This window comes from Vibrio sp. R10-SG3-ISO3 (genome assembly GCF_059834225.1).
This window is the reverse complement of sequence record NZ_JCBDHE010000049.1, coordinates 1-26,757: the sequence shown is the minus strand read 5'-3', so window position 1 is coordinate 26,757 and position 26,757 is coordinate 1. Positions and strand designations below refer to the sequence as shown.

Genomic DNA, 26,757 nt, shown 5'->3' with positions numbered 1-26,757 from the left:
CCAAAGAAGATGGGTTGAGAGGAGTCGCCTATGCTCTCGTTGAACGCGCTATCGTTGAAATCTAAGCTTATCGTCCCACTGATTCTTTTTTCATTGGTGATTTTACTTCTCACTCAGGGCAATGCGCTCAATGTTGCTCTCCAATCGCAAACCGACAACCTTATCGACCGTGCTCACGTATTGTCTCTTGGTTTATCATCGCCGTTAAACTCGGCCATTTTGGGTGGGCATACTGAACAAGCGACGCAAATATTGCAGTCGTTTTCCGCAGACAAAGAGATCGTGCGCGTTAAGCTGCACACCTTAGATGGCAAACTGTTTTCGATGTATGAACAACATGGTGTCGCAGCGCCTTTGCCGAGTGCGCAGCAGCTCGCTGCATTGAAAGAAACGGGCCAGGCAGTGAGCGACGATTATCTTTTTGCGCTCTTTCCTCTCTATGCAAACGGTAATGAAGTGGCCAAGTTTAGAGTGACGATCTCCACCAAATCGTTTCAAGATAGTTCAGAGCAAGTCATACATAATGCGCTGATCTTTATTGTCTTTTTGACCATTGCGACCGCCATTTTGTTTTACACCGTACAAAACTACATTCTCAACCCCGTCATCAGTTTGCGCGCTGCGATACAGGGATATATTGAACACAAATCCAACAGTATTGAGATTGATATCATAGCGAACGATGAAGTTGGTGATTTAGTCCGTGCCTTTCGCACTATGCTGAGACGTTTGAAACTGCGTGATCAACAAGTCAATCATACACTTGATAGATTAGAACAAGAGAAATCCTTCGCCAACGAGGTGGTCGAGTCGGTCAAACACGCGCTTATTGTTGTCAATCAGCATGGCGATGTTCTCCACTTTAATGCGATGACGTGTGAGATATTCCGCTGTACCAGCGCATTTATACAAGCCAGTAAGTTGACAGATTTGATTCAAGGTAAAGGGCAATCCGAATTAAAGCACGCGCTCGAAAACAATCTAGAGTTTGAAGATCACCATATCGTCCTCGAAGATCTGTTTCATGATCGCCGATTCTTAAAAGTAAGTGGTACGCCGCTTTCAAAACCCGGCCAGTGCCTAATCGCGATTGAGGACATCACCCAAGTCGAAGTGGCGATGAGCCGCCAACGCATGGCGGCAAATATTTTTGAAAACAGTAAAGATGGCTTAGTGGTCACCGATGATAGCGACGTGGTCACTATGCTCAACCCGGCCAGTCGTCGGATACTGGGAGTAGATAGCAGCGATATAATTGGTCAGCACCATCGTGAGCTATTCCGTTGGGCGGATTTTGATACCGTCATGACGCAGATAAAGCGCATGATTGAAGAGCAAGGTGAGTGGCAAGGTGAGGTGTGGGAGATTCATCCCCTTGGTCACCGAGTACCGCTTTATGTTCGAGCATCGAAAAATCGTACCAGCGCCAGTGAACATCGCTTCGATTATGTCTATGTGATTGTCGACTTATCTTCAGTCAAACAGATGGAGCGGCTTGAGTATATGGTCAATCATGACAGTTTGACCGGGCTTGCCAATCGCACCCATCTTTATCGCGTATTAGGTAAAACGCTCACCGATGAACGTCTATCCAAAACGGGCATTGCACTTTTGTATCTCGATCTTGATGGATTTAAAGCAGTAAACGACACTTACGGCCACGATGCAGGCGATGCAGTACTTAAAGAAGTCTCGCGCCGCCTATCGTTGTATGTGCGCAGTCAAGATTTGGTGGCTCGACTATCGGGCGATGAGTTTGTGGTCTTGATGACTTCTTGCGATCAACCCAGTACGCATGCCCTCGCAGAGCGGCTACTGGCTGAAATCAGCAATGAAATCGACTATGCCGGTGAGCGTCTATCGGTCGGTGTGAGTATTGGTATTCACTACACTCAACGTGCGCAGGGTACCAGTCTCGAACAATTCCTCAAAGCGGCCGACAAAGCCATGTACCGAGCTAAAATGGAAGGCAAAGGGCAGGTCATCATGAGTGAGGCAAGTTAGCGTTATCGGGCGTGTGATTTTCTGTTACCATTCAACGAAATACTTACATTAGGCTAGAGTTATGAATGTATTAGTGACAGGCGGTATGGGCTACATTGGCAGCCATACGTGTTTGCAAATGATCGCCGCGGGAATGACGCCCGTTATCGTCGACAATTTGTATAACAGCAAGCGCAGTGTGCTTGAACGTATTGAGAAGGTTTCAGGTCAAACGCCGACCTTTATTGAAGGCGATATTCGCGACAAAGCCTTGATGAAGCAAGTGCTTGTTGAGCACAACATCGATGCGGTGATTCACTTTGCCGGGCTTAAAGCGGTCGGTGAGTCTGTGGAAAAGCCACTTGAATATTATGACAACAACGTCAATGGTACGCTTGTATTGGTCGATGCGATGCGCGAAGCAGGGGTGAAGACCTTAGTTTTTTCTTCATCTGCGACTGTCTATGGCGATCCAGCGAGTGTGCCTATTACCGAAGATTTCCCAACCAGTGCGACCAATCCTTATGGTCGTAGCAAGTTGATGGTTGAAGAGTGTTTGACCGACTTTCAAAATGCCAATCCCGATTGGAGTATCACCTTACTGCGTTATTTCAACCCCGTTGGTTCACACCCATCCGGTGAGCTTGGCGAAGATCCGCAAGGTATTCCAAATAACCTAATGCCATTTGTCTCCCAAGTTGCCGTAGGGCGCCGTGAATTTTTATCTGTGTTTGGTGATGATTACCCGACCAAAGATGGCACGGGCGTGCGCGACTATATCCACGTGATGGACTTGTCAGATGGGCACGTGGCTGCGTTAGAGAAAGTAGGCCAGACATCCGGATTGCACATCTACAACCTAGGCACTGGTAATGGCTATAGTGTGTTGGAGATGGTGCATGCGTTTGAAAAGGCCAGTGGTAAACCTGTCCCGTACCAAATTGCGCCGCGCCGCGCCGGTGATATTGCCGAGTGTTGGGCCGATCCTTCAAAAGCGCAGCGTGAGCTGGGTTGGAGTGCGACACGTTCTTTGGATGAGATGACGCAAGATACCTGGCGCTGGCAGTCAAATAACCCGAATGGTTTTCCAGATTAATCGAGCGCAACCGCTGATTTTAAATCTAACAAAAGAGCGACCCTAGTGGTCGCTCTTTACATTGGTTTATAAACGACTAACCGTCGTGTATCGATATTGTTGGGTTACTGGGCTTGTTTATCTTTACCCAACGAGAGTAACCAAATACAAATGACCGCAACCACTAAGAAGCCTGATAGAATAATGACAGGCATCGCACTGTAGCCAAGGATGTGCCAAATAATCGATTCTAACGTACTCATGCTCTCTCCTTATTGCCAACCTTCAACGCCATGCATGTCAGGCAGGCGGTGGGCGATCCCTTTGTGACAGTCAACACAGGTCTTTTCACCCGAGGCGAGGGCCGTTGAGTGCTGCTGGGCACCACGTGAACCTTGCTCAGAAAAGTCCATAAACTCGAATTCATGACAGTTACGACACTCGAGCGAATCGTTTTTCTGCATACGTGCCCATTCTCGCTCAGCAAGATGACCGCGACGCTGCTCAAACTTTTCTTGTGTATCTATGGTTCGCAAGACATAGTGCGCAAACAGCTCTTTAGACGCCTGAACTTTACGGACAATCTTGTCTGTCCATTCGTGAGGTACATGACAGTCAGAACAGATTGCTCTCACACCAGAACGGTTCGAGTAGTGAATCGTCTCTTTGATTTCCGCTACAATCGGCGCATGACAGCCTGAACAAAACTCTTCGCTGTTGGTCGCTTCCATCCCGGTGTTAAATGCCCCCCAGAACAACAAACCACCCGCAAAGCCCATAAACAGCACAACGCCAACCGCCGCTTTACTAGGGGACGTGAACCGCTTCCAAAACGCTTTCAGTAATTTCATAGTTAACCTCGCTTACTCGCGTTTCTTACTTAAGAGAATCAACAGATTGGAACTCATTCTCAACCAATGGTTTCGCATCTGTTTGCGGGACGTGGCATTGCAGACAGAAGTAACGTCTTGGCGATACGTCTGCGAGCACCGCGTCTTGGCGATTCACATAGTGGGTGACACTGATTTTTGTTGCGCCTGATTGCTTGGCGTTTTTCCAGCTGTGGCAAGCCAAACATTTATTGGCGTTTAACGACACCTCATAGTTACGAATACTGTGAGGAATCAACGGTGGCTGATAGACAAAGCTATCTTCAACGATTTGATCTTTGGGAAAATCTTTAAATGCGTCCGCAGGTCTGGTCTCTTCGAGATTGGTGTTACCGCGCAGCGACTCCAAGCCACCGATACCACCCGGGTTGTCCAAATTAGCAAACACAGCGCTGCTCAACACTGCACCTACCGAGAAAAGTGCAACTAAGAATTTTTTCATGTTTTTGTTCTCCGCCTTCTGGCTACATTCTTCGCTTAGGTTGCCCAAATGTGGGCAACCTAATCTCGACATTACGCAACTTTGGTGATCTTCACTGGACACTTCTTAAAGTCGGTCTGTTTAGACAGTGGATCCGTGGCATCAAGGATCAATTTGTTGATCAAGATGCGCGCATCAAAGAAGGGGACGAACACCAATCCTTGCGGTGGACGGTTACGTCCGCGTGTTTCAACACGCACGCGCACTTCACCACGTTTGTTGGCAATGTTCACCTCGTCACCTCGGCGAATGCCTCGTGCTTTGGCGTCCTCTGGATGCATGTAGCAGACGGCGTCCGGCACGGCTTTATAGAGTTCAGGGACACGGCGTGTCATGGTGCCGGTGTGCCAATGCTCGAGTACACGACCGGTGCAGAGCCATAAATCGAACTCGGAATCTGGCACTTCTGGTGGCGCTTCGTATGGGGCGGAAATAATAAACGCTTTTCCGTCAGGCTTGCCGTAGAAGTCCCAACCGCTACCGGCTTTGGCATATGGATCTGAGCCTTCTTTGTAACGCCAAAGGGTCTCTTTACCGTCAACGACTGGCCAACGAAGACCACGTGTTTGGTGATACACTTCATACGGCGCAAGATCGTGTGCTTTACCGCGTCCAAATGAGGCGTACTCTTCAAAAATGCCTTTTTGTACGTAGTAACCGAAGTGGTGCGCATCGTCGTTGAGTTCGCGCGCTTCCTCGATTGGGTATTTGTTAATCACGCCATTGGCGAACAGCATGTCATACATGGTTTTGCCGCGATACTGAGGGGCTTTGGTGAGCATCTCTTCTGTCCACACTTCTTCCATCTTGAAGCGTTTAGAGAACTCCATAATTTGCCAAAGGTCAGATTTCGCTTCGCCAACCGTACTGACTTGTTGATACCAAGCCTGTGTACGACGCTCTGCGTTACCGTAGGCGCCTTCTTTTTCGATCCACATCGCTGTCGGTAGAATCAAATCTGCCGCTTGCGCAGTGGCCGTTGGGTAAGGGTCAGAACAGACGATAAAGTTTTCAGGGTTACGATAGCCCGGTAAACGCTCACCGTTAATATTCGGACCTGCTTGCATATTGTTGTTGCACATCACCCAGTAAGCGTTGAGCTTACCGTCTTTGAGCATGCGGTCTTGCAGGACGGCGTGGAAACCCGGTTTAGGCGGAATGACACCATCAGGAATGTTCCAGATTTTTTCTGCAATCGCGCGGTGTTTTGGATTCGCGACCACCATATCAGCGGGTAGACGGTGGGCAAAAGTGCCGACCTCACGAGCGGTACCACACGCAGAAGGTTGCCCTGTCAGAGAGAATGGGCTGTTGCCTGGAGTTGAGATTTTACCCGTGAGAAGGTGGATGTTGTAAATCAAGCTGTTCATCCATACGCCGCGGGTATGCTGGTTCATCCCCATCGTCCAAAGTGACATCACTTTAGTGTTCGGATCCGCGTATTGTTTCGCTAGAGTGATCAAATCTTCTTCAGATACGCCCGACATTTCTGACGCTTTGGCCGCAGTGTAAGGCGCCACGGATTTCCTATATTCATCAAAAGAGATGCCCGACATATCGCCGCTGTTTGGGTTCGCCGCAGCTTGTTGAAGTGGGTTATCGTCACGCAGACCATAGCCAATGTCGGTGGTAGCTTGCTTGAATGTGGTGTGTTTGTTGACGAAATCCCAATTGACGGCGTCGTTTTCGATAATGTAATTGGCAATAAAGTTGGCAATGGCCAAATCGGTCTGCGGTTGGAAGATGTACCCAGTATCGGCCAACTCGAACGAGCGGTGATAGTAAGTAGACAGCACGTTCACTTTAACGTGGGGATGGCTGAGGCGACGGTCAGTGATGCGAGTCCACAATACAGGGTGCATCTCAGCCATGTTTGAGCCCCAAAGCACGAATGAATCTGCGTGTTCGAAATCGTCGTAACAACCCATGGGCTCGTCGATGCCAAACGTGCGCATAAAGCCAACCACTGCGGAAGCCATACAGTGACGCGCATTAGGATCGATGTTGTTTGAGCGAAGCCCAGCTTTCATCATCTTGGCGGCGGCGTAACCTTCCATTACGGTCCACTGACCAGACCCAAACATACCCACACCCGATGGGCCTTGTTTTTTCAGTGCTTCTTTCCATTTGTCGGCCATGGTATCAAAGGCAACATCCCAAGACACCGGGGTAAAGTCACCGTTTTTGTCGTACTTGCCGTCTTTCATGCGCAATAAAGGCTGAGTGAGACGGTCTTGACCGTACATGATCTTTGAGAGGAAGTAGCCTTTGATACAATTCAAACCTTTGTTGACCGGCGCTTCAGGGTCACCCTGCGTGGCGACCACTTTGCCGTTTTGTGTACCAACCAACACAGAACACCCGGTCCCGCAGAAGCGACAAGGCGCTTTGTCCCAGGTAATCGCCGATTGCTCTGAACTGGCGATCAGGTTGGTCGCTGTGGCAGGTAGACTGATGCCGGCTACCGCGGCGGCAGAGGCTGCTGCGTTTGCTTTTACAAACGCTCGTCTTGTCATCTTCATACTTCACCCTCGAATTGGGAATGTTCTTTTCCAGTGTTAGTTATCACGTCATCGCCTAGGTCCGTTTCTATCTGGTGGTAGACCAACACAGTACTTAAGACGTTAGGTAGGTTGTTGATTTCGTCGATGGTATCGGTGATAAACCCTTGGTTTTGAGTTTCGAGCACCACCACCAGCTTGCCCTCAGGGCTGTCTGCATAAATTTCTGCGTTGGGCAGTGCACTGATCGACTCCTTGACCTCGTTAAGATGGCTAGGCGCGGCGTGAACCACCAAGCTTGATATATGCACTTCATTCAGTGACATGTTGTTGTCCATTTTTATAATCAATTGCTCACATTGATGGATGACGAAGGGCAAACGGCAACACAGGCACCACAACCGCTGCACTTATCGTGGCTTATGTGAGGCTGGGCGACTTTGCCTACCTCCAATTTGAATTGAATGGCCATCGGGTCACACAACTCACCACAACTCCGGCACTCCACATTTTGTTTGGCTAAACACGTTTCATTGATGCTTGCCTTTACATGCCAAGGCGTCTCTGCCTCAGGTAAAAAAATCGGTTCCTGACAAACGTCGGCACATCGATAACAGAATGTGCATTCGTCGATAGAGAAGTCGACAGTAGGAAATCCTCCGTCACCGCTGACAATGATCTGCGTGTCACAGACGCGGGCGCACTCTCCACATCGGGTACACAAATCGGTAAAGCTTTGTGCATCCGCAACCCAAGGCAGGCGAATCGTATTGTCTGCTTGGCGAGTAAAAAGACGGCGTTTACTGAAATCGACCACGTTGCTATCCGTTGTGAACTGCATTTATGTGAGCGTAGCTCACATTTCCTATTAATAACTTGTCATTAACACACACATAAATTGTAGTTTTTGACATATTTGTATAAATAACCCTTTGGGGGTAATCAGATTATGTTGTTGTTTTAGATCAATAAATTTGGTTTGGTTTGATCACATATTTAGCCGAAAGCGTGAATATGATGACTTGGTGTGATGGGGAATCGGTGAGTAATAACGTGGTGAATGCATGCCAAGAAGGGTAAAAAAATCCGTCACTCGAACGATAGCGAAAGCCATGGGCTTAATATTAGCCCTGTCGGTCGTGACGACCAGTTATGCGATCATCACATTAGCGTCTAGCCTCAATGATGCTGAGGCAGTGAACGTGTCTGGCTCAATGCGTATGCAGAGCTATAGACTGGCGCACGATATCCAATCGCAATCTCAAGACTATCTTCAGCACATCGAGATGTTTGAACGCTCTATCTACTCCCCTTCGATGAAGGCGTTGCAAGGCTGGGGTGTTCCTGATGACATTACTCACGATTACTATCGGTTGATCATGCGTTGGCATGAGTTGAAAGCCGTGCTTCAGAGCGAAGATCGACACCAATATTTAACTATGGTTGCGGGCTTTGTGAATCAGATCGATGCCTTTGTGTTCAAGCTGCAACACTTCTCTGAACAAAAAATGATTCGCTTAGCTTGGGTGGGCGGTGCAGGGCTAGGTGGTATCTTGTGTGTGGGGCTGTTTGTTATTCATTACTCCAGAAAGCAAATCGTGAAACCGCTGAACGCTATGATGTTGGCTAGCGAACAGATTCAATCACGCTCGTTTGATGTGAATCTGGATGTTTCAAGTGAGAATGAACTTGGTGTTTTGACTCGTACATTCAATAGCATGGCCAGCGATTTAGGTAATTTCTATCGAGGATTAGAGCAAGCCGTTAATGAAAAGACGCTTAAGCTCCAACATGCCAATGACTCACTGCAAGTGTTGTACAATTCATCGCAAGAGCTGACCGCTTCGAGGATCACGCAGGAAAACTTCGAGGCGATACTGCAACACATCGTCTCTCTTGAAGGGATTGTAGCGGTCAAAATGGAAATCTTCAGTGACGGTGAGCGACCGCTCGTATTGACCAAAGGCGACGTTTGCCTCAGCTGTGACAGTGACTGCCAAAGTAAACCGTTGGCCTTAGATGGGGAAGCGTTAGGCACATTGTATTGGAAAACGTCACTGCCTTGCCCAGATCAAGCTTTGATTGATAACTTTGTCCAAATCCTCTCGCGCGCGGTGTATTACAACCAAGCACAGAAACAAGCGGAGCAACTGCTTTTGATGGAAGAGCGGGCGACGATCGCCCGTGAACTGCATGACTCGCTTGCTCAGTCTTTATCCTATTTAAAAATTCAAGTCTCGTTACTCAAACGTGGTTTATCCGCTTTACCTCCCGGCGAAGCATCACCACACACTCAGAGCGTACTGAAGGATCTCGACGGCGGGCTATCCGCCGCCTATACCCAATTACGCGAATTGCTGACCACGTTTCGACTGACGATCAAAGAAGGCAGTTTTGGCCAAGCACTAAAAGAGATGACGGAGCAATTGGCCGATCAATCGTCAATCCGCATCGAGGTCGATAATCAGCTCTCCTCTGTGGAGCTTGATGCCAGTGATCAGGTTCACTTACTGCAATTGATCCGTGAAGCGACCCTAAATGCGATCAAGCACGCCAAAGCGACGCAAATCGATATCGCCTGCCTTGAGACCGACAATAACGTTGTGGTGTCGGTCTCTGACGATGGCATCGGGTTTGAACAGGCCAACGAAAAGCTCAACCACTACGGCATGAGTATTATGCAAGAGCGAGCGTCCCGGTTAAACGGCACCTTGGTCATTGAAAGCAAACAAGAGCAGGGGTGCCGCGTCATCCTCACTTACCCAAGAAATAAGGAAACAAGCAGTGTCACAATGTAGAGTTTTGCTGGTGGATGATCACCCTCTAATGAGAAGAGGCATTCAGCAGCTACTGAGTTTTGAGCCAGAATTTGATGTTATCGCCGAAGCCAGCAATGGGACGGAAGCGGTGGCAAAAAATCACGAGCTGAAGCCAGATTTGATCTTGCTAGATTTAAATATGAAAGGGATGTCGGGGCTCGACACTCTGAATGCACTGCGCGCCGATGACTGCGACGCCACTATTGTTATTTTAACAGTCTCAGACAGCCCAGCAGACATCGAAGCGATCATTCGAGCCGGAGCCGATGGCTATTTGCTCAAAGATACCGAGCCCGATGAGTTGGTGTCGCTGCTCAAACAATCCATTCGTGGTAACAAGGCTTACAGCCGAGAAGTGGCGAAATACCTGCTCAAGCGAGAACACACGACCGATGTGTTTGATGAGCTGACCGATCGAGAGCGTCAAATTCTCAAACAGGTCGCCAAAGGGTTTCGCAACAAACAGATTGCAGATGCGCTGTTTATTTCCGAATCGACGGTCAAGGTGCACATGAAAAGTTTGCTGAAAAAGCTGCGCGTTCCGTCGCGTACTGCTGCCACCATCTTGTATTTGGAACGTTATGGTGACATTAAGTAATCACGACTAGGAATGCGTAAGTTTTAATACGCAGTCAGGCATAGAGAGAAAATAGCCTTGATACATGTTGAGATCTAAGGCGCGCATGGCATCGAGTTGTTGTTGGGTCTCGATGCCCTCGATCACTACCTGACAGCCCAACGTTCTTGCTAATTCGATGCCTGAAATCATCGCGGCTTGATTGCCCTGCATGTAGTCGAGCATCAATGAGCGGTCCATTTTGACGATATCAGGACTGAGCGTTTCCACCCTCACTCGATTGGAGGCTTCCACACCATAATCGTCCACCGCAATATGAAATCCAATATCGCTAAGCTTCTTCATCGCGGTTTTCAGTAAGTCTTCGTTGGCATGTTCATGCTCAACCACTTCAATCACGATCTGATCCCGTGAGAGCCCGAGCTCTTTTATCCGTGTGGCCAGCAGGCTTTCCGTCATATCAATCACCGCCATTGCATCGCCTACGACTGGAAGGATGTTGAGGAACAATTTGCGGTCACGAAATTTTGATTGGGCGAAGTTTCGAATATGAATCACGCGACTCAAGCGCTCAACATTCACTTTGTCATCCAATGGGATGCTGTCTGAGGAAAAAAACAGATCGGGTCTCACGGAACTGCCGTCTTTGCGGGTGATGCGCAGCAGTGCCTCTAAACCAACCATGCTGGTGTGTTTGGTGTAAATCGGCTGGTAGACACTAGAAAGTGTCAAAGACTTATAGTGCGCAATGTACTGGCCATCTTCTCGCTGTTCGAGACATTGAGTAAACTGCTCTCGGGTGGACAGAATCATAAAAACGCCTTACCTCAAAAATACCACATGGCGATACAATCAAACGACTAAGCATACTGGAAAGTACCGATTTTGTCGCACGTTGGAAGCCAACCTTTTGTCTCAATAAAGATACAAGCATTATCAAAGTTGCGCCAAGTTTTCTTTGTTTTAGAAATGAATAAATATCCATTTTAAGATAGAGGTCTCATCAACGCTCATCAAAAAAATCTTTATTGCGTATGTATTTAGACATCAAATGATAGGAAAACGGACGGATAAGCCAGGACACAACACTGCGACCAAAGCGTAACCAATTAGGTGTGTTTTCGTAAATACGACCATTGTAGAGCCACAGCATTTTTCCAACGTGCATATAGTAGAAAGGAATAGGGGGCAGGAAGGTGACGATGTCGAGATCGCAGCAGACGCGATAGGTTTTGTGCGCGAGCAAGTAGTGTCGATAGAATCGATAACCACCGACCGATGGCTGACCAAAGGTTACGACTCGTTTGATAACCTTAGGATGGCAACGCTCAAGGTGGTCAGCAATGACTAAGCCGACAGCGCCGCCGGATGAGTGCCCCGTTACCGTGATTCGTTTACCCTGTTCTATCAATGGCACGAGTATCGTGAGCAGTTTGTCGAACACACTCATACCTAGAGTGTCGCTCTTATGACTTGGCGTGCTTTCTTGATTGAGTAAGTCGAAGTAGCCGGCGTGAATCGCATAGGGTAATTGAAAAGGCGCGCAGCTTTTGTGCCAAAGTTTAAGGTTAAGTAGCCAATCCCAAACATTGTGGGAGCCTTTGATCACCACAATGACTTCGTCTTTATCCTGGCTCCACAGTACACGAATCATAGGTTTACCAAAACGGTTATGAATAACGCGCTGGCCGTTTGGGGCAAAGCCATAGCGTGTCTGTTTTAGGACGCGTTGATAAGCAAGATTACACAGCACCGCGTAGCGTTCATACTGATAACGCTTCAGTTTTTTCATCGAGTTATTAAATCAGTGAGGGGATCGCTTTAGTATGCGCGCGCAGAGTGACGCTTCTGTGACAGTGGCGGAGCGGGGAAGGGATTAACTAAGCTGAATAACTGAATATAAATGCAAATACTTGCGCACCAGTTGCTGATCCGTTGAGCGACGCAGTGGATGGGTGAACTTAACGTAGTAAGGACTCATGCCAAATTGCTCTTCTAGTGTCGCTGCTAATTGTGAGTCGCTCTCATATAAGCTCACCCCTTGAATACGGTAATCGTCTAACTGGTCAGGCAGTTGCCCCGTCCACCAGTGTAACAACTCGCGGCTCTGTTTACTGCGAGTGATCCAATGGTCAGACAGCAGGAGCACAAGGTCGTTGGGCTGAATAGCGTAACTGTATTCGGCGTGCCATAGAGCGATGGACTTAAATAACTTCTTACGGTGGGTGGAACCTGCGCTGACCAGATGAGACGTCATAATCCAAACAGTGCCCAGCTCAGAGCTCACTCGATAGTGGTGAGGCATCTCTTTGTGGGTCAGGCATTCTTGGGCAGTGTAATCACACGCGTGGCCAAACTCGGTGAGTGTGCGAGAGAGACGCCGTGCAAACGCCAAGCCCAAATGGTGCTCACTCATGCCTTTATTATGAATGGTCGGGTAGTGCTTTTCACATAGGGCCATACAGTCGGCTTGAAACTCGTTCACGCTTTGAATTAGCACATCCAGTAGCAAGGTGGGTTCTCCATTACTCAAACTCGCCAAATTAGAGTAACACGCCACTTTTAAATTAAGTTACATTTAATTGGCTAAAATTCAGGGGAAATGAGGGGTTTATGTCTAAGATTGAATTTACATCACAACAAAAACACGCGATGGCGCAGTCACTCCAAGACTATTTGCACGATGAGTTGGAGGTAGAAATTGGCCAATTTGATGCCGAATTTCTCACTGACTTTGTGATTAAACAGTTTTCTGCCACCTTTTATAACAAGGGGTTAAGTGATGCCCAAGCCGTGTTTGAGCGTAAAGTGATGGATGTTGCGGATGAAATATACGAGCTAGAACAGTGGGAGCCTAAGTAATCAGGGATAAGTTCCTTCAAATTTTTTGAATGACTTCATCAATGCGACGACATTTCCAAGTTTGCGAACCTGTCCGATAATCATTCACAACGCAATTGATTATAAAAACGTGCTCAACCATAACTTTTTTGCTTGGGCGTCAACCAAAGTTGGAAGTATACAAATGAACAGCAGCCAAAATCATCCGCATAGGGTAAAGAACTACAACGGCGTCGCGCGTGCCATCCACTGGGTGTCGGCACTGGTTGTGATTGGTATGTTTGCGGTGGGGCTATGGATGGTTGATCTGAGCTACTACAGTGAATGGTACAAAACCGCACCGCATTGGCACAAATCAGTGGGTATTTTATTAGCCCTTGTCACTCTATTCCGATTTGTCTGGAAAAATGTGACAGTGTCACCACAAGTCGAAGGCGCAAAGATTGAAATCCTCGGCGCAAAGTTGGCGCACCTAGCCATGTATGTACTACTTCTGACGTTGTTTGTGTCGGGATATCTTATTTCAACGGAAGATGGGCGAGGTATCGAAGTCTTCGGTTGGTTCACCGTGCCTGGTATGGGCGCTTTCTTTGAAGGTCAAGCCGATACCGCAGGGCAAATACACTTTTACGCTGCTTGGGCGTTAATCTTATTAGCCGCTGTGCATGCACTGGCAGCACTAAAACACCACTTTATTAACAAAGACAACACGCTACGCAAAATGATAGGAGCTTCAAAATGAAAAAGACGTTACTTGCTACCGGACTAGCTATGGCAATGGTACTGCCATTAGGCGCAAGCGCGGCGGATTACGTAATTGACACCAAAGGTGCACACGCATCGGTCAACTTTAAAGTCAGCCATCTAGGATACAGCTTCATTAAGGGTCGTTTTAACACCTTTGATGGCGAGTTCTCTTACGATCCTAGTAATGTTGAAGCGTCCAAAGTGACCGTGAATGTCGACACTCGTAGCCTCGACTCAAATCACGCTGAACGTGATAAGCACATTCGTAGCGCTGATTTCATTGATGCCTCTAAATTCTCAACCGCAACCTTTACGAGCACCAGTGTTGTCGATAAAGGGGACGGCATGCTAGAAGTGAAGGGCAACTTGAACCTACATGGTGTCACTAAGCCGATTACGATCGACGCTGAATTTGTTGGCGCAGGCCAAGACCCATGGGGTGGTGAGCGCGCAGGTTTCGTGGGTACAACACGACTAGAGCTTGCTGATTTTGATATCGCCGTGATGGGCGCATCAAGCTACGTCGATATGGAACTGCATGTCGAAGGCGTGAAGAAGTAATCATCGTTAGATAGAATGACTTAGCCCTCCGATCGGAGGGCTTTATTGTTTCTATGATTTATGCGAGACGCTTTTCGTCATGCGCATCAGTCTCGTAGGGTGATTTTGATTCAAGCTTAGTGGTGTGTTGTAAAGCACGTAGAACTTGTGCTCGAGTCACCACGCCAACAAGACGGCCGTCGGCCAGTACCGGCAAAACTGACGGGCGATTAGGGGGCGAATGTTTTGCACGTGCGGTCAGTGACGCAGAGTTGAGTTGCGTTGCATACCCCATGCTCGATGTCGGAAACAGCGCCGCTTTGTCGAGGCAAAAGTATTCTAATACATCAAGCAAGGTATCGCTTACCGACACCGCGCTGATCTCATCGTTCATCACCGTCACGACGCTTTGTTCCATTTGAGTAGGGTGCTGATGGCTCCACATCTCAATCATGGCGTCGTGAATTGAAAAGAATCCGATCAATTCATTTTGTGTATTGACGACAGGTGCGCCGTCGATGTGCTGCTCAAGTAGCGTATCAATTGCTTTGCCGATCGGAGTGTTAGCAAGGAACTGAACCGGATGCGTGTCCATAATTGTCCCGATGGTTACGGTGTCTTCGCCGCGATAAAGGGTGTGGGCGCTGATCTTTTCAGGTTGAGTGATCGCCTGACTGTCCGCCGCTTTAAGCTGAGGCCGACGATAAATAGACCAGTTCGCTAAACCGACCAACACCGCGCCACCCACAATGTTGCCGAGGGTGACTGGGATTAAGTTTGCTGTGATGAAATGGCCGACCGTCAAGTCGTAAAACTGCGAAGCAGGCACACCGATCTGCGACCAAAAAGGCTCTGGAGCAAAGCTGTGGATGGCGATGCCAAGTGGCACCATAAACATATTAGCCACACAGTGCTCAAAGCCGCTGGACACAAACATTGCCACCGGCATCACCGTCATGGCAGCTTTCGTCATGGTATTGGCACTGCTAAAGGTCAACCATATGGCCAAACACACCAGAAGATTACACAAAACGCCAAGCGCAAATGCCTGAACGGGCGTGTGATGCAGTTTATGCTGCGCGATGTTCAGCGCATTTAATCCCCACTGGCCATGATCTAAGCCGTACAAGCCTGCAAAAAACACAATAATCAGAAGCAGTGACGCACCGATAAAGTTACCTAGGTAGACCTTACCCCAAATCGACAGCATCTTGGTGGCACTGATTTGTCGGTTCGCCCAGGAAATGCTCGACAACACCGAGCTGGTAAAGAGTTCGCCGCCACAAATGACGATCAAAATAAGTCCCATACTGAATGCCAAGCCTCCGACTAAGCGACTCAATCCCCATCCGGCTCCGGCATTATCGGTGGTCACCGTAATATAGAAGACGAACGCTAAACCGATAAATGCACCAGCCATGATCGCGAGGCTCAGTGTCATCGTGCTGGTTTTGTTGGCTTTACTGAAAGCAAATTTTTCCGCTTCCGCCATCATCTCGGCGGGTGAAAAAGAGACCTTCTCGTTGTGTGTTTGTGTCATCGCTCCCCCCAAACTCCTTTCAATGCAGACTATGCATCCTATTGTCCTTGTGGATTCATTGTAGGGTAGGCAAAGATTCAGTAAAGATAAAATTGATAAATGTTTTAATTGCCATCAATTAAATTGATATAGATAAATAAAATAGTGATTAAGGGAGAGGTAGAAAAGAGTATCAGAAACATTGATAGAGAGAAGGGGTAAAACAAAACCCTCCAAAAGAGGGCTTTGCGCTGGTTATTGGAGCTCAGAATTTGTGGTTTTTAATCATCCGATGCGCTTCGCGCTTAATACAATCCAACAAAGGATGATCTTCCATGTCTGCGCGCCAGATAAATGAAATCGCTCGATTCATTTTCAGCTCCGGTACGTTCAGCGCGGCAAGTTCACCGCGTTCAATATAGGGTGCGACATCGAGGTAGGGGAGACATGACAGGTATTTACCATTGGCGACAAGCCGACGAATGACCGGAATGTGTGCGTATTCACGCCATACGTCAAGGTCAGGGATCAACGGCAACATCGCCCCTTCAAACACAGAGCGAGTACCGGCGCCCCCTTCACGCAGCACCCATTGGGCTTGCTCTAATTGCGCCAAACTGACGCGTTCGTTTTTGGCGTATGGGTGATGCGCTGAACTGATCACAACGAGGTGATCTCGGAACCACTCTTCTTGATGTGTACGGTTATCGTCACATCGACCTTCGATAATGCCGAGGTCATATTTATAATCGAGTACGCCTTGGATGACCTGATTGGTACTTTTGACATCCAAAGCGGTGCGGATCTCTGGAAAATCATTATCAATGGTACTAATTAGCTCGGGGACGAGGTGCTCCGCGGGAGTTTGGCTAGCACCAATATTGATATTGCCACTGAACAAATGTTGGTCATAGAAACCGATTTCGATCTGTTCTGCATCCTGCAGGAGCCTTTTCGCTCTCGGTCTTAGCCAGTTGCCCCAGTGGCTAAGGCGCATATATTTACCCTGACGAATAAACAGCTCTCTGCCGAGGAGCTTTTCTAACTGGCTTAAGGACATACTGGCAGCGGATTGGGTAATGGCCAGTTTATCAGCGGCTTGGCTAACGCTACCCAGTTCGGCCACGGCATCAAATACCGCGAGTTGTTTCAAAGAATACCGCACCGTTTCTCCTCTTCTTTCTATTCAGGCAAAGCATAATTGAGGTGAAGTCGCTCAAAATTGGCTAAGATTGTATATCAGAAAATCTGATTCAGAAATGAAAATAAATCAATTTTTCAATTTATTCCCGCTCTGTCATAGTCAGTATCTCAGCTCCTGAATACTATACTATCAAAGTGTTAGTCCAACGCTTCGAGATCAAGCTCTCATTGATGATCGTTGTGGCTTCGTCATTCTGAAACACTCTATCAATCCGATTGATGGCCTCTCTCTTTCTATAACGAAAAGCCTCAATTTTATTTTACATCAATAAAATTGAATCTAAAAATAAATAAAATCAAATTTACTAATACAAGTGCGCTTTGTAACATGGCGTCCAGCAGTGAGGTATGGGCTGCTGAGTTATTGAATCTTTGATGGATTGGCATGGGATGCCGACCGCTATTTTTAGGAGAATGTTATGAGTGCATTGTTAACCGTAAGCGACATTGTCAATTCGAACGCACCAGTATTACGTCAAGATACGCCTCTTTACGCGGCAATCGACCAGTTTTTACAACACAACACTAACGGTGCCGCCGTTTGCGATGAGCAAGGTAAGTTAGTTGGCTTCTTTTCTGCGCATGACGTGATGACTGAAATGTGGTGTCAGGATTACATCCCCGACACTCAAGTCACGATTGGCCAATTGATGAAAACCGATGTGGTCACGATTGGTTTTGAAGAGCGCCTCACTGATGTGATGGAGTTTCTCGCGCTTGATAAAGACCAGATTTATCCAACAACCGCGATGGGTATCGCGACACGTTTGAGCACACTCTCTTTGGAAGAGCGCGTCAAAAGCATCAAGGTGAATCGCCCACAAATTCTGCCGGTCCTTAATGAAGACAAATATGTTGGTGTGGTTTCTCGTACAGAAGTGCTGCGTGCACTGCGTACCTTATTTAAAGAAGCGCCAACGGCGACGTCGCCTGTCAGCACCCCTCAAGCAGACACCAGTGTCGCTTAATTCGAGTTTATAGTTGGAGTTATAATGGAACAGTTTTCCCATCTAGCGGCGTTTAATCATTACGTGTTGGCGTTTGTCGCGCTTTCGATCATGGTACTGGTGGCGCGCACAATTGTTGCGGGTACTAAGTACTCTTCACTGTTGGTGATCGTCGTGTTTGGTTTAGGCCTTGGAACCTTGTTGGTTCAAAGTGGTATGGCTCAACCGGGATTAACCGATTTTCCTGTGGTCGTGATGATGAGTCAAACCACCGTCATCGCTTTGATTGCCTCTTTCTTCGTTGGAGGACAAGAGATTAAGCGTCTGTTGTCTAACAACGATATGTCGGACGACAGTTATTTCACGCCATCGAACAAAGAGATGGTGCTGGGAACGAACACCACTCAGTTCATGTTTATTGTGCGTGCGTTTCTATTATTGCTCGGTATCGATATGGCGGACGCGCTGCTGTCTGGGCGCGCGAGCCATTACCAATTGGGCGATTCTTACTTGCTGCTGGCTTACATCAGCCTGGCGATCGCGTTCATCTTAGTGGATAGCAAAGCGATTTTCGCCTGTAAACAGTCTTACATTCGCAAAGGGGTGGTGGAAGCCGTTGCGATTGTACTGGTACTAAAGTTTTCGTTGATGCTGTCTAATATCGTGCAAGCCTACATCGGTCTACCTCAGATTTTCTTTGCGATGATTTTGTCATCGGGCCTTGGCGCTATGCTGCCAAAGTGGAAGTTAGGGCCAACCATGAACTCACTGTTGTTCGCTGGTATTCCACTTGTATTGGCAGGGAGCTTTTTGGTCGGCGGTTCGCACATGCTTGAAGCGTTCGCAATTCCGGGTCTATCGAGCGTGATCGTTTACGGTTTTGCAGGACAAGTGTTCTGGATGTTTGGTGGATTAGCGCTGTTGATCTTTGTTGGTCGCGCCAATCATCTCAGAAACTTGGCACCGGGTATGGCAGGCGGCTTGTCTCACTCAGGGCTAACAGGGGCATGTACAGCAGGGGATTTCGGTCGCACTGCGGCATCAAGAGCGCCTATCATGATCAACATTCCGTTTGCAGGTCATATCTTTGTGTTTACGATTCTTGCGGCGAGTGCTGAGAGTGGTGCACTGCTCGTACAATGGACATTGCCGCTGATTTTAGTGGGGGGAGCCTTTGTTTTCTTTGCACTGAAAAACCTACGCAATGCCGCTGGTAGCGAGGCCAAAGAGGTGAAAGGGTTGATGCTCTTTTCCCTGGGTTGGCAAATTATGGCAGTCTTCGGCAGCTTTACCCTCCTGAGTTTGGCGGGAATGTCGTTGGAGCATGCATCAATGGCAGCGTCTTCAGGCTTATCTCACTTTGGCCTATTTGCTGCGGTGCAAGAGGGCATGTTTGGTAGTGCGGCGGCCAGCTTGATCACCTTCACTTTCGCGATGACTTTCTTAGTCCATCCACTCGTCTTCGGTATGTTCGGCAAAGCGGCGGAACGTGAGGGTGTGATGACAGAAAAAGTGGTTGGCGTGTTAGCCACCTTGGGACTTGCTGGTGTGGTTTACTCGACTATGTTGATCTAGCCCCCACGTCATTTGTCGATACAAAAAATGGCCAAGCATTACGTTTGGCCATTTTTGCTTTCTGTTTACTAAATCTGTTTAAATATCGATTGCGTCACTAATTAATGTAACGAATGAATTTTTGTTGCGCAATAGTGTGATCAATGTAACTTAATAAGGCTAAGCATAGCGATATGATGGCGGCAATTTCTAACGCTACCGATTTTCTCTGTGAGGCATTATGACGACATTACTCGCGATATCGCTGACCACCGGCTTACTTTCCGGCCTGTGGGGCTGGATTGCCATCTCACTCGGTTTGCTGACCTGGGCAGGATTTCTAGGCTGCACCAGTTACTTTGCTTCTCCGACTTCAGGCTTAAAAGGCTTAGCACAAAGCTTAGTCACCAACCTAAGCGGTGTGTTTTGGGCAATGGTGATCATTCACGCTAGCCAGTTTGCTTCGCTAGAAATACTTGGCTATGTCATTACTGCGATTGTCGCTTTTTTCATGTGTATTCAAGCGAAACAGTCCTGGCTGGCTTATATCCCAGGTACATTCATCGGTTCGTGCGCGACGTTTGCCGCAAATGGTGATTGGCAACTGGTTGTTCCATCGCTGATGTTGGGCGGCGTGTTTGGTTATGCGATGAAAGCGTCTGGCCTATGGTTGCAACAAAAGTCTCAATCCAATGGCAAATCCGCGTCAGCGAGAAGCAGCCAAGCTGTGAGCCAGTAGTGCGTTATTTCTACTTCCCCCCGATTGAGTATCTTCTTCGCACTCTCAACCTGAATGAGTGAGCCTTTTGATACAACGGCATCTCTTTATGATTTGCCGTTTTTTCGTTTGTTGGTCATGCCGATTTATAACCTTAGGGCGTGTTGCCGTTCGCCATCGTAATCACGCGCTTTAATGTCCATCTAAGCAGTATTGGAATGCACTCGACGCCTTGCTCTTCACAATGGTGGACCAGTGCGAGTGCTAAGTCGGGTTTGGCGTATTTCTTCAGCACCCTCGCGACCACCTTTTTCGCGGGAATAGGATGATCCAAAGGCACCTTGATTTTTTCCTTGAAGAAGGATTCAAAACCGTTGTTGTAAAGATAGTGTTCGATGTCTCGATCGGGCAGCTCGGTGAGACGATGTCTTTGCTGATCATGCCCCAATTGCGCTTTTACCGCCGCCGCGTACTTTTTGCCGGCGGCATCGCCATCGGTCACCACATGCCAATCGATACCAAAGGCTTTAGCCACTTTGATCAGAGATTTTAGCCCTGATTGCGCAAACTCGATGATTTGCACGCCCTCTGCGGCGAGGTTATAGCCGCATTGATTGGCCAGTTCATTAAACAGCCACACTTCTGTTTCTCCCTCCACCAACAACCAACAACGCGCAAACAGCGCTCCGGATCGGTGAAAGCGAATGTGGAAACCTATCCGTCGAAGCTCATCGCGGCTAAAACGTTGTTCTGGCAAGTAGTAGGTGATGGTTTTATCGGATTGTCGCACTAGACGTCGCAGGCTGCGCATTGGCACTTGACCAAGTAACTCTCCACTGTTGGTGGTGAGAATCTTTTGCATAGGCAGCAACTGCAACAGCCCCCACGCACGAGCTAAGTGGGTGGGGTGTAAGCGACCTTCGGGATCTTCAATGATCAGCAGAGGACGTGCGCAGCGACGAAGTTTATTTGGTCCTTTAGCCTGTAAATAAGCGTTGAGGAGCGTCATAAACAGCAACCGTGTCTGCTTATTGTGCGTTTCCGCGACGACCTGCGTAATGCTCTTGTTGCTGCTTGGAGCGTTAAAGAAGATGCCGTCACGCTGCTTCCGCGGATTCTTACGACTGCTGGATTTAAAGGAGAAATAGTGATCGACCAACACGTTCATCGAGTTGAGGCTACTGCGCATTTCGCCTTTGTTGACATGGCCAGGGATAGCCATCAAACGGCGGCAAGTGTTATCAATGCGTTTCTCTGATCGTTCATTGACGCCGTTACCGTTACTGAAAGGGCGTTCAAATCGGCGGGAGTCTTTTAACCGAATCACGGGGTGAAGTGACATCAACTCCTGAGCAAGCTTCTCTGAGTGGTGTAACGGCAAAGGATCCCCTTGATCGTTGAGAAAAGCATAGCGGGTCGAGATGGCATGCCCGTCGCGTGAAGCACTTAAACGGTAAATAATCCTTTGTACACCTTCCTCGTCGGTGATCCAGATCGGTTTGATTTTTCGATAGCGCCCGGAGCGAACTTCATTTTTATCCGTCGCGATAAGGCTGAGCACAATTTGTAAGTGTTGGGTTTGCGGGTGAGCAATGGAGTAATCAACATGAAAGTCCGTCATTTCAAATTGATACGGTGTGCCTTCAGACGGCAAGGCGACGCTAAGTGCGTCGAGCAGTGACGATTTACCCCAGGTGTTTTCGCCAATCAGCGTGGTGAGTTCATCAAATGCGATAGATAAGCGGCGGATACCGCGAAAGCCAGAAATTTCGATTCGCTCTAATCTCATAGAGTCACTCCGTTTTGGCTATAGACAGTTTAAGCATAATCGAAAAAGTGTGGTTTAGCAGATATTTACCTCACAAACAGGCAATTATGCACAAGTCACACTGAGCGATGTATATCAAATGGCATGTTCAATAAAAGTGTGAAATATAATGAATCTGTCATACCGATTGCGTTAGGATGACGGGAAAAGAGAGTAGAGAAGACAGATAAAAACTATAACATGACAAAATTACGTATAGCGCACATTAACGATACCCATTCCTATTTTGAACCCTCCTCGTTACAGCTCACATTGAACGTGGATGGTGACACACTCACACCTTACGTCAGCGCTGGGGGCTTTGCTCGCATTGCAACCCGCACCAAACAGCTGAGAGACGAGGCGCAGCAGGCCGGTGATGCCTTCCTCTTTCTCCATGCAGGAGACTGCTTTCAAGGCACACTTTACTTTTCGCTGTTTAAAGGGGAAGCAAACGCCACCATGCTCAATGCGCTAGGCATAGATGCCATGGCGTTAGGCAATCATGAGCTCGATATGGGCAACTTACCCGTCGCGCAGTTTGCCCAGCGAATCGAGTTTCCGCTGCTTGCGGGCAACTGGGATCTGAGCCAAGAGCGCCAAGACAAACCCACACGCCTATCCGATAACCCAAAGGTTATCGCCTATCAATCCCCAACACGTACGGCTGGTTGGATAGAGAAAACGGTCGGGCAAAGTAAAGTGGCGATTTTCTCCCTAGCGTTGGATAAGATGGAAGACATCTCTAATCCAGATGTTGATACGCCGTTTGTCTCCACCATTGAAACCGCGCGGGCCACCGTGGCTGCCATCCATCAAGCGGGGATCCGCAATATTATTTTGCTTAGCCATATGGGCTACGACGCAGACTTGGATATCGCCAATCATGTCGATGGGATTGGCTTGGTGATTGGCGGCCACAGCCATCGCCTGCAAGGCGACTTCTCGGCGCTCGGACTTGCGAAAGACGACGAATACGGAGTGAAGGTCAACAATACCTATGTTGTGCAAGCAGGCTATCACGCACTGAGCATGGGTCATTGTGACATTGAGTTTGATGATCACGGACAGGTGATCGCATTTCACGGAAAAAATGAGCTATTACTAGGCCGACAACTGTTTATTGATGCTTCGCGAAGTCAGGCGCATACAGAAAGCCGTTATCAAGCCGCGAGACATTTTATTGATGCGTATCCTCAAGCGGTGGTCTGCAAAAAAGATCCCACGGTCTATCAACTTTTAGAGCGCCAATACAGCTGTCATGTCCGCAGCCTACAAAACACATACATTGCGGATGCGGGTCGCTATCTTCGCCATGTGAGGATCCCTGATACGCAAGGGCCGAGCGAACTCGCGCCTCTCGTCGCACGCTCTTTTGTCCATTCGATGCGCAAGCGCGGTATGACAGTGGATTTTGCCATTCACAATGCCGGAGGAGTGAGAAACTCACTCAATATTGGTCAAGTGAGTGTGGCAGACATTGCTGGCAAACTTTTGCCCTTTGCCGTCCCTATTGGCGTATATGAGATAGAGGGGCAGCATCTTTATCGCGTGATAGAAGGCGCCATCAACAACGCGATCAGCAATGGAGTTGAAGGGACAGGGGATGGTTCTTACCCATACACGTACAACTTGCGCTTTACCTACAATGAATCGTCACCCATCGGTGAACGAATCACGCGGCTAGAGGTGAGAAGCTCAGGCAACCAATGGGTGAAAGTTGAACAAAATCAAACCTATGTGGGCACATCATCGGCTTACACCATGAAAGGGAAAGAAGGCTACGACGCCATCTTGAACATGGCTGGCGAGGGAGTGGTGACCCCCATGTCGATGGCCGATTGCTTTATCGAAATGCTTCAAGACTGTCCCGACACCCTCAATGCCAAGCACGTAGGGACATCAAAATCCAATTTGGCATAGAGTATGCTAAGCCATTAATGTCAGCAGAGAGACCGAAACGGTTTACGATAAGCGAACTCAAAGGTAAGACATTATGTGGCGTAAAGACTGGATTGATGTCGTCGTGGTGATCAGTTGGATAAGCGTTTGGTCGGCATTGGTGTATTTCGTACCAATGGGCACGATTTGAAAGCGATACTCACCGACATGATGATCCCATTAAACATATAAGAGCGTACATTCACCGTGCGCTCTTTTCATTTTTGAGGATTCCTCATACCAACGCTGCGGAAAATAAACATTAGCAATTGTTATGGCTTTAAGCCAAACAATTCGATAATTTATGGTTCTTACCTGCAAATTTCTATCAATCTTGTGGTAAATGACGCTACCTAGTGCTCACACAGCGATCAAGACGGTAAAAACGCCACATCAGTAGCAACGAGACAACGACAAGATGGATATCAACAAGTTAATGACGAAAATTATGCACGACCAGGTGTAAAAGTTTTGTAAACGGCGCAAGAGAGAAGAAACGTCTGTAGAAAAACTATGCACATTAACTAGAACTCTACGCACTTTTTAACCCCTTTGACGCATAATCCGTTTTTTGTTCTGTTAAAGAGTTGTTTTATTAGAAAATCTAATTTGAATAGGGAAATTTTGTCATTTTTTGGCCAACATAAGTTTGTCTATTATTAGCCCAACAAAACGTACAGATTTATAGAGAGGCAATCATGGCACAAGCAATGCAAATGGGCACACTAAACCCAACTATCTCTATGGACAAAAAAACCTACGCGGTTTCTTTCAAAGGATTGATTGCTCATTTACTCGATATTCTATTTACCGACAACAGCCAGCCACGCGCGTACTATGCGGATCAGCTGTCAGGTCACATGCAAAAGGATATCGGTCTCTACCGTTAACACCAAACGTTAATACGAAAACGCCAGCTCACATCGAGCTGGCGTTTTGCTTTCTTAACGGCTCATTACTTCTTACGAGTAAATTCAGCAATCACGTACATCGACTGACCGCCGTTTGCTTTACCAGAAACAAGCTTAGGATCGTCACCAATGCTAATGCCACGGATAACTGTACCTTGCTTAATGACTTGGTTGGTGCCTTTTACGGGAAGGTCTTTTATTACCGTTACGTCGTCACCTTTCTTTAGCTCAACGCCATTACAATCAAGAGGTTTGTCATCAGCAGACATACCTTGCATCGCCCACGTTTTCTGATCTTCTTCCATGTACATCATGTCTAGCGCGTCTTGTGCCCAGCTCTCGCTGTTGAGGCGCGTTAACTGACGCCAAGCTGTCACTTGCACAGGTGGAACCTGACTCCACATGCTGTCATTGAGGCAGCGCCAGTGGTTAATGTCTTTTGGCTCATCAATTTCTGATAGACACTTGTCGCAAACCATAATCGCATGATCAACGGTCACGTGGCTGTGAGGCGGCACAGCATAAGCCGTCAGTGGTGCGTCAGTGGCGCACAATTCACACTTAGATTCACAACGTTCTAGCATAGTAGCTTCTGAAGACATAAAGGACTCACATTTGATGGGTGTTTAATCTAGGCGGCTTATTATGCACACTATCGGGTAAAAATAAAGGGCGTGAACGATCGTTCAATTGATATATATTGAGTGACAGCGTCACAGATAAGCTTTACCTGAGGTATTCAAGTCGGCATAATTCTCGGGTGAATTGTGCGCATACCTAACCAAAGGAACCCTCTTGGAACTCTTTTCTATCGACTTTCTAGGCAAGCCGCTGCGGGGCGAAGCCTCTATGGCAGGCTGGCAACAGATCTATTGGGACAACCACTTAGTGTCACAACTCGATGCCAATGCCGAGCACGGACACGAATCAAGCCACCAATTTGAGTTACGCAAAGGGGATGAGCGCTTAGACTGCAAAGTGGAATTGACGTTGCAGTGGCAGCCGTTTTCACTCGAGGTGAGAGTGATACTCAACGATCAACTCTATTCAACCACCACACGCACGGAAAAAGACATTGAACGTCAGCAGCCGACGCGACCACCAAAGGCAGAAAGACGATTTAGCCTGATCGGCTTAGTCTCTTTAGGTATGAAAGCACTAAAGAGCGCCAAACTGATTAAGGTTGTACTGGCGTCAGCCAGTTTAGCCGCCTATTCATGGCTGTTCTCGTTTCAGTTTGCCTTAGCACTACTGGCTTGCTTAATCTTTCATGAATATGGGCACGTCAAAGCAATGAAATACTTTGGCATGAAAACCAAAGGCATCTATTTAGTGCCGTTTCTCGGCGGACTCGCTCTCAGCGACGAAAAGATCAACACTCGCTGGCAAGACGTGGTGATCTCAATCATGGGGCCAATGTTTGGCTTCATCCTTTCATTACTGTTGACGTTAGTCTATCTGCTCACAGGGGAAGCCTTCTTTGCGGGGTTGGCGGTGTTTAATGCACTGCTGAATTTGTTTAATTTGCTGCCTATTTTGCCTCTCGACGGCGGCCATATTCTAAAAAGCATCAGCTTCTCAATGAACAGCGTCGCTGGCATCCTACTGTGCAGTGCGGCAGCTGGGGCAGGGGTCTTGCTCAGCTATTCGCTCGGTCTGACCTTGTTTGGCTTCTTGCTCATCATGGGCATGCTTGAGATCGT

At 47.9% G+C, this 26,757-nt stretch carries 26 protein-coding genes; 13 read left to right on the top strand and 13 right to left on the bottom strand.

What is annotated here, in order from left to right:
• Positions 1 to 30 precede the first annotated feature (30 nt).
• Positions 31 to 2,004 carry a diguanylate cyclase gene (locus AC6R1A_RS15700; RefSeq protein WP_500634021.1) on the top strand — a complete coding sequence of 658 codons (1,974 nt, stop codon included), beginning with the start codon at positions 31 to 33 and terminating at the stop codon, positions 2,002 to 2,004.
• A gap of 61 nt (positions 2,005 to 2,065) precedes the next feature.
• Positions 2,066 to 3,079: a UDP-glucose 4-epimerase GalE gene (gene galE / locus AC6R1A_RS15695; RefSeq protein ID WP_487901527.1), complete on the top strand. Its 1,014-nt coding sequence runs from the start codon at positions 2,066 to 2,068 to the stop codon at positions 3,077 to 3,079.
• A 104-nt stretch (positions 3,080 to 3,183) separates the two neighbouring features.
• On the opposite strand, the gene AC6R1A_RS15690 is transcribed toward galE, so the two are convergent.
• The 6 genes from AC6R1A_RS15690 to napF all read right to left on the bottom strand — a co-directional run bounded on the left by AC6R1A_RS15690 (position 3,184) and on the right by napF (position 7,747).
• A complete protein-coding gene (locus tag AC6R1A_RS15690; protein WP_334551842.1) occupies positions 3,184 to 3,321 on the bottom strand; it encodes a TIGR02808 family protein in 138 nt (45 codons plus the stop codon).
• Between the two features lie 9 nt (positions 3,322 to 3,330).
• Positions 3,331 to 3,909 carry a NapC/NirT family cytochrome c gene (locus tag AC6R1A_RS15685; protein ID WP_334551843.1) on the bottom strand — a complete coding sequence of 193 codons (579 nt, stop codon included), beginning with the start codon at positions 3,907 to 3,909 and terminating at the stop codon, positions 3,331 to 3,333.
• A gap of 25 nt (positions 3,910 to 3,934) precedes the next feature.
• On the bottom strand, positions 3,935 to 4,390 hold the full coding sequence (locus tag AC6R1A_RS15680) for a nitrate reductase cytochrome c-type subunit (RefSeq protein ID WP_334551844.1): 456 nt from the start codon (positions 4,388 to 4,390) through the stop codon (positions 3,935 to 3,937).
• A 71-nt stretch (positions 4,391 to 4,461) separates the two neighbouring features.
• Positions 4,462 to 6,951, bottom strand: a complete 2,490-nt coding sequence (gene napA, locus AC6R1A_RS15675) for a periplasmic nitrate reductase subunit alpha (RefSeq protein WP_500634020.1) — start codon at positions 6,949 to 6,951, stop codon at positions 4,462 to 4,464.
• Positions 6,948 to 7,256, bottom strand: coding sequence for a chaperone NapD (locus AC6R1A_RS15670; protein ID WP_500634019.1), 309 nt, complete (start codon positions 7,254 to 7,256; stop codon positions 6,948 to 6,950). The genes napA and AC6R1A_RS15670 overlap by 4 nt, the downstream gene beginning before the upstream one ends.
• Positions 7,257 to 7,276: 20 nt before the next feature.
• On the bottom strand, positions 7,277 to 7,747 hold the full coding sequence (gene napF, locus AC6R1A_RS15665; protein ID WP_500634066.1) for a ferredoxin-type protein NapF: 471 nt from the start codon (positions 7,745 to 7,747) through the stop codon (positions 7,277 to 7,279).
• A 247-nt stretch (positions 7,748 to 7,994) separates the two neighbouring features.
• Here napF and narQ point away from each other — a divergent pair, with 247 nt between their 5' ends.
• Entirely contained in the window at positions 7,995 to 9,728 is a 1,734-nt protein-coding gene (narQ, locus tag AC6R1A_RS15660; RefSeq protein ID WP_500634018.1) for a nitrate/nitrite two-component system sensor histidine kinase NarQ, read from the top strand.
• Entirely contained in the window at positions 9,715 to 10,347 is a 633-nt protein-coding gene (locus tag AC6R1A_RS15655; RefSeq protein WP_500634017.1) for a response regulator, read from the top strand. Before narQ ends, AC6R1A_RS15655 begins: the two co-directional genes overlap by 14 nt.
• A gap of 6 nt (positions 10,348 to 10,353) precedes the next feature.
• On the opposite strand, the gene AC6R1A_RS15650 is transcribed toward AC6R1A_RS15655, so the two are convergent.
• The 3 genes from AC6R1A_RS15650 to AC6R1A_RS15640 form a co-directional block, all read right to left on the bottom strand.
• Positions 10,354 to 11,139 (bottom strand): EAL domain-containing protein, encoded by a 786-nt coding sequence (locus tag AC6R1A_RS15650; RefSeq protein ID WP_500634016.1) that lies wholly within the window; start codon positions 11,137 to 11,139, stop codon positions 10,354 to 10,356.
• Between the two features lie 190 nt (positions 11,140 to 11,329).
• The gene (locus AC6R1A_RS15645; RefSeq protein ID WP_500634015.1) at positions 11,330 to 12,118 is read right to left on the bottom strand and encodes a lipase family protein; all 789 of its coding nucleotides are present in this window, start codon (positions 12,116 to 12,118) and stop codon (positions 11,330 to 11,332) included.
• 84 nt (positions 12,119 to 12,202) lie between these two features.
• Positions 12,203 to 12,838 carry a hypothetical protein gene (locus AC6R1A_RS15640; RefSeq protein WP_334551852.1) on the bottom strand — a complete coding sequence of 212 codons (636 nt, stop codon included), beginning with the start codon at positions 12,836 to 12,838 and terminating at the stop codon, positions 12,203 to 12,205.
• Positions 12,839 to 12,939: 101 nt separating this feature from the next.
• Between AC6R1A_RS15640 and AC6R1A_RS15635 the strand changes: the two genes are divergently transcribed.
• The 3 genes from AC6R1A_RS15635 to AC6R1A_RS15625 all read left to right on the top strand — a co-directional run bounded on the left by AC6R1A_RS15635 (position 12,940) and on the right by AC6R1A_RS15625 (position 14,475).
• Positions 12,940 to 13,188, top strand: coding sequence for a DUF2164 domain-containing protein (locus AC6R1A_RS15635; protein ID WP_334551853.1), 249 nt, complete (start codon positions 12,940 to 12,942; stop codon positions 13,186 to 13,188).
• Between the two features lie 163 nt (positions 13,189 to 13,351).
• Positions 13,352 to 13,909: a cytochrome b gene (locus AC6R1A_RS15630; RefSeq protein ID WP_500634014.1), complete on the top strand. Its 558-nt coding sequence runs from the start codon at positions 13,352 to 13,354 to the stop codon at positions 13,907 to 13,909.
• Positions 13,906 to 14,475, top strand: a complete 570-nt coding sequence (locus AC6R1A_RS15625) for a YceI family protein (protein ID WP_500634013.1) — start codon at positions 13,906 to 13,908, stop codon at positions 14,473 to 14,475. Before AC6R1A_RS15630 ends, AC6R1A_RS15625 begins: the two co-directional genes overlap by 4 nt.
• Before the next feature lie 58 nt (positions 14,476 to 14,533).
• Here the strand turns inward: AC6R1A_RS15625 and focA are convergent, their stop codons facing one another.
• A complete protein-coding gene (focA, locus tag AC6R1A_RS15620; protein ID WP_500634012.1) occupies positions 14,534 to 15,994 on the bottom strand; it encodes a formate transporter FocA in 1,461 nt (486 codons plus the stop codon).
• Positions 15,995 to 16,238: 244 nt separating this feature from the next.
• Positions 16,239 to 17,138 carry a LysR substrate-binding domain-containing protein gene (locus AC6R1A_RS15615; RefSeq protein WP_487901515.1) on the bottom strand — a complete coding sequence of 300 codons (900 nt, stop codon included), beginning with the start codon at positions 17,136 to 17,138 and terminating at the stop codon, positions 16,239 to 16,241.
• Between the two features lie 457 nt (positions 17,139 to 17,595).
• Between AC6R1A_RS15615 and AC6R1A_RS15610 the strand changes: the two genes are divergently transcribed.
• The 3 genes from AC6R1A_RS15610 to AC6R1A_RS15600 all read left to right on the top strand — a co-directional run bounded on the left by AC6R1A_RS15610 (position 17,596) and on the right by AC6R1A_RS15600 (position 20,416).
• Positions 17,596 to 18,144 (top strand): CBS domain-containing protein, encoded by a 549-nt coding sequence (locus AC6R1A_RS15610; RefSeq protein ID WP_500634011.1) that lies wholly within the window; start codon positions 17,596 to 17,598, stop codon positions 18,142 to 18,144.
• Between the two features lie 24 nt (positions 18,145 to 18,168).
• Complete coding sequence (locus AC6R1A_RS15605; RefSeq protein WP_500634010.1) at positions 18,169 to 19,698, top strand: hypothetical protein; 1,530 nt, start codon at positions 18,169 to 18,171, stop codon at positions 19,696 to 19,698.
• A gap of 220 nt (positions 19,699 to 19,918) precedes the next feature.
• Complete coding sequence (locus AC6R1A_RS15600) at positions 19,919 to 20,416, top strand: DUF1097 domain-containing protein (RefSeq protein ID WP_487901512.1); 498 nt, start codon at positions 19,919 to 19,921, stop codon at positions 20,414 to 20,416.
• Positions 20,417 to 20,549: 133 nt separating this feature from the next.
• On the opposite strand, the gene AC6R1A_RS15595 is transcribed toward AC6R1A_RS15600, so the two are convergent.
• Entirely contained in the window at positions 20,550 to 22,184 is a 1,635-nt protein-coding gene (locus AC6R1A_RS15595) for an ATP-dependent endonuclease (protein WP_500634009.1), read from the bottom strand.
• Positions 22,185 to 22,403: 219 nt separating this feature from the next.
• On the opposite strand from AC6R1A_RS15595, the gene AC6R1A_RS15590 reads away from it, so the two are divergent.
• Together AC6R1A_RS15590 and AC6R1A_RS15585 are read left to right on the top strand one after the other, a co-directional pair.
• Positions 22,404 to 24,125, top strand: coding sequence for a bifunctional metallophosphatase/5'-nucleotidase (locus AC6R1A_RS15590; protein WP_500634008.1), 1,722 nt, complete (start codon positions 22,404 to 22,406; stop codon positions 24,123 to 24,125).
• A gap of 716 nt (positions 24,126 to 24,841) precedes the next feature.
• Positions 24,842 to 25,033, top strand: coding sequence for a hypothetical protein (locus AC6R1A_RS15585; protein WP_487901509.1), 192 nt, complete (start codon positions 24,842 to 24,844; stop codon positions 25,031 to 25,033).
• A gap of 65 nt (positions 25,034 to 25,098) precedes the next feature.
• Here the strand turns inward: AC6R1A_RS15585 and AC6R1A_RS15580 are convergent, their stop codons facing one another.
• A complete protein-coding gene (locus AC6R1A_RS15580) occupies positions 25,099 to 25,656 on the bottom strand; it encodes a PhnA domain-containing protein (RefSeq protein WP_500634007.1) in 558 nt (185 codons plus the stop codon).
• A 193-nt stretch (positions 25,657 to 25,849) separates the two neighbouring features.
• Here AC6R1A_RS15580 and AC6R1A_RS15575 point away from each other — a divergent pair.
• Positions 25,850 to 26,757 (top strand): site-2 protease family protein (locus AC6R1A_RS15575; protein ID WP_500646198.1); only part of this gene is annotated, 908 nt, incomplete at its 3' end.

What these genes read in the sequence shown, in the direction of transcription:
- AC6R1A_RS15625 (WP_500634013.1), top strand. Translation starts at nt 13,906, where the DNA reads ATGAAAAAGACGTTACTTGCTACCGGACTAGCTATGGCAATGGTACTG.
- AC6R1A_RS15585 (WP_487901509.1), top strand. Translation starts at nt 24,842, where the DNA reads ATGGCACAAGCAATGCAAATGGGCACACTAAACCCAACTATCTCTATG.
- AC6R1A_RS15670 (WP_500634019.1), bottom strand. Translation starts at nt 7,256, where the DNA reads ATGTCACTGAATGAAGTGCATATATCAAGCTTGGTGGTTCACGCCGCG.
- napA (WP_500634020.1), bottom strand. Translation starts at nt 6,951, where the DNA reads ATGAAGATGACAAGACGAGCGTTTGTAAAAGCAAACGCAGCAGCCTCT.
- AC6R1A_RS15580 (WP_500634007.1), bottom strand. Translation starts at nt 25,656, where the DNA reads ATGTCTTCAGAAGCTACTATGCTAGAACGTTGTGAATCTAAGTGTGAA.
- narQ (WP_500634018.1), top strand. Translation starts at nt 7,995, where the DNA reads ATGCCAAGAAGGGTAAAAAAATCCGTCACTCGAACGATAGCGAAAGCC.
- AC6R1A_RS15645 (WP_500634015.1), bottom strand. Translation starts at nt 12,118, where the DNA reads ATGAAAAAACTGAAGCGTTATCAGTATGAACGCTACGCGGTGCTGTGT.
- AC6R1A_RS15650 (WP_500634016.1), bottom strand. Translation starts at nt 11,139, where the DNA reads ATGATTCTGTCCACCCGAGAGCAGTTTACTCAATGTCTCGAACAGCGA.
- galE (WP_487901527.1), top strand. Translation starts at nt 2,066, where the DNA reads ATGAATGTATTAGTGACAGGCGGTATGGGCTACATTGGCAGCCATACG.
- AC6R1A_RS15600 (WP_487901512.1), top strand. Translation starts at nt 19,919, where the DNA reads ATGACGACATTACTCGCGATATCGCTGACCACCGGCTTACTTTCCGGC.
- focA (WP_500634012.1), bottom strand. Translation starts at nt 15,994, where the DNA reads ATGACACAAACACACAACGAGAAGGTCTCTTTTTCACCCGCCGAGATG.
- AC6R1A_RS15635 (WP_334551853.1), top strand. Translation starts at nt 12,940, where the DNA reads ATGTCTAAGATTGAATTTACATCACAACAAAAACACGCGATGGCGCAG.
- AC6R1A_RS15595 (WP_500634009.1), bottom strand. Translation starts at nt 22,184, where the DNA reads ATGAGATTAGAGCGAATCGAAATTTCTGGCTTTCGCGGTATCCGCCGC.
- AC6R1A_RS15680 (WP_334551844.1), bottom strand. Translation starts at nt 4,390, where the DNA reads ATGAAAAAATTCTTAGTTGCACTTTTCTCGGTAGGTGCAGTGTTGAGC.
- AC6R1A_RS15610 (WP_500634011.1), top strand. Translation starts at nt 17,596, where the DNA reads ATGAGTGCATTGTTAACCGTAAGCGACATTGTCAATTCGAACGCACCA.
- AC6R1A_RS15685 (WP_334551843.1), bottom strand. Translation starts at nt 3,909, where the DNA reads ATGAAATTACTGAAAGCGTTTTGGAAGCGGTTCACGTCCCCTAGTAAA.
- AC6R1A_RS15630 (WP_500634014.1), top strand. Translation starts at nt 13,352, where the DNA reads ATGAACAGCAGCCAAAATCATCCGCATAGGGTAAAGAACTACAACGGC.
- AC6R1A_RS15690 (WP_334551842.1), bottom strand. Translation starts at nt 3,321, where the DNA reads ATGAGTACGTTAGAATCGATTATTTGGCACATCCTTGGCTACAGTGCG.
- AC6R1A_RS15605 (WP_500634010.1), top strand. Translation starts at nt 18,169, where the DNA reads ATGGAACAGTTTTCCCATCTAGCGGCGTTTAATCATTACGTGTTGGCG.
- AC6R1A_RS15590 (WP_500634008.1), top strand. Translation starts at nt 22,404, where the DNA reads ATGACAAAATTACGTATAGCGCACATTAACGATACCCATTCCTATTTT.
- AC6R1A_RS15700 (WP_500634021.1), top strand. Translation starts at nt 31, where the DNA reads ATGCTCTCGTTGAACGCGCTATCGTTGAAATCTAAGCTTATCGTCCCA.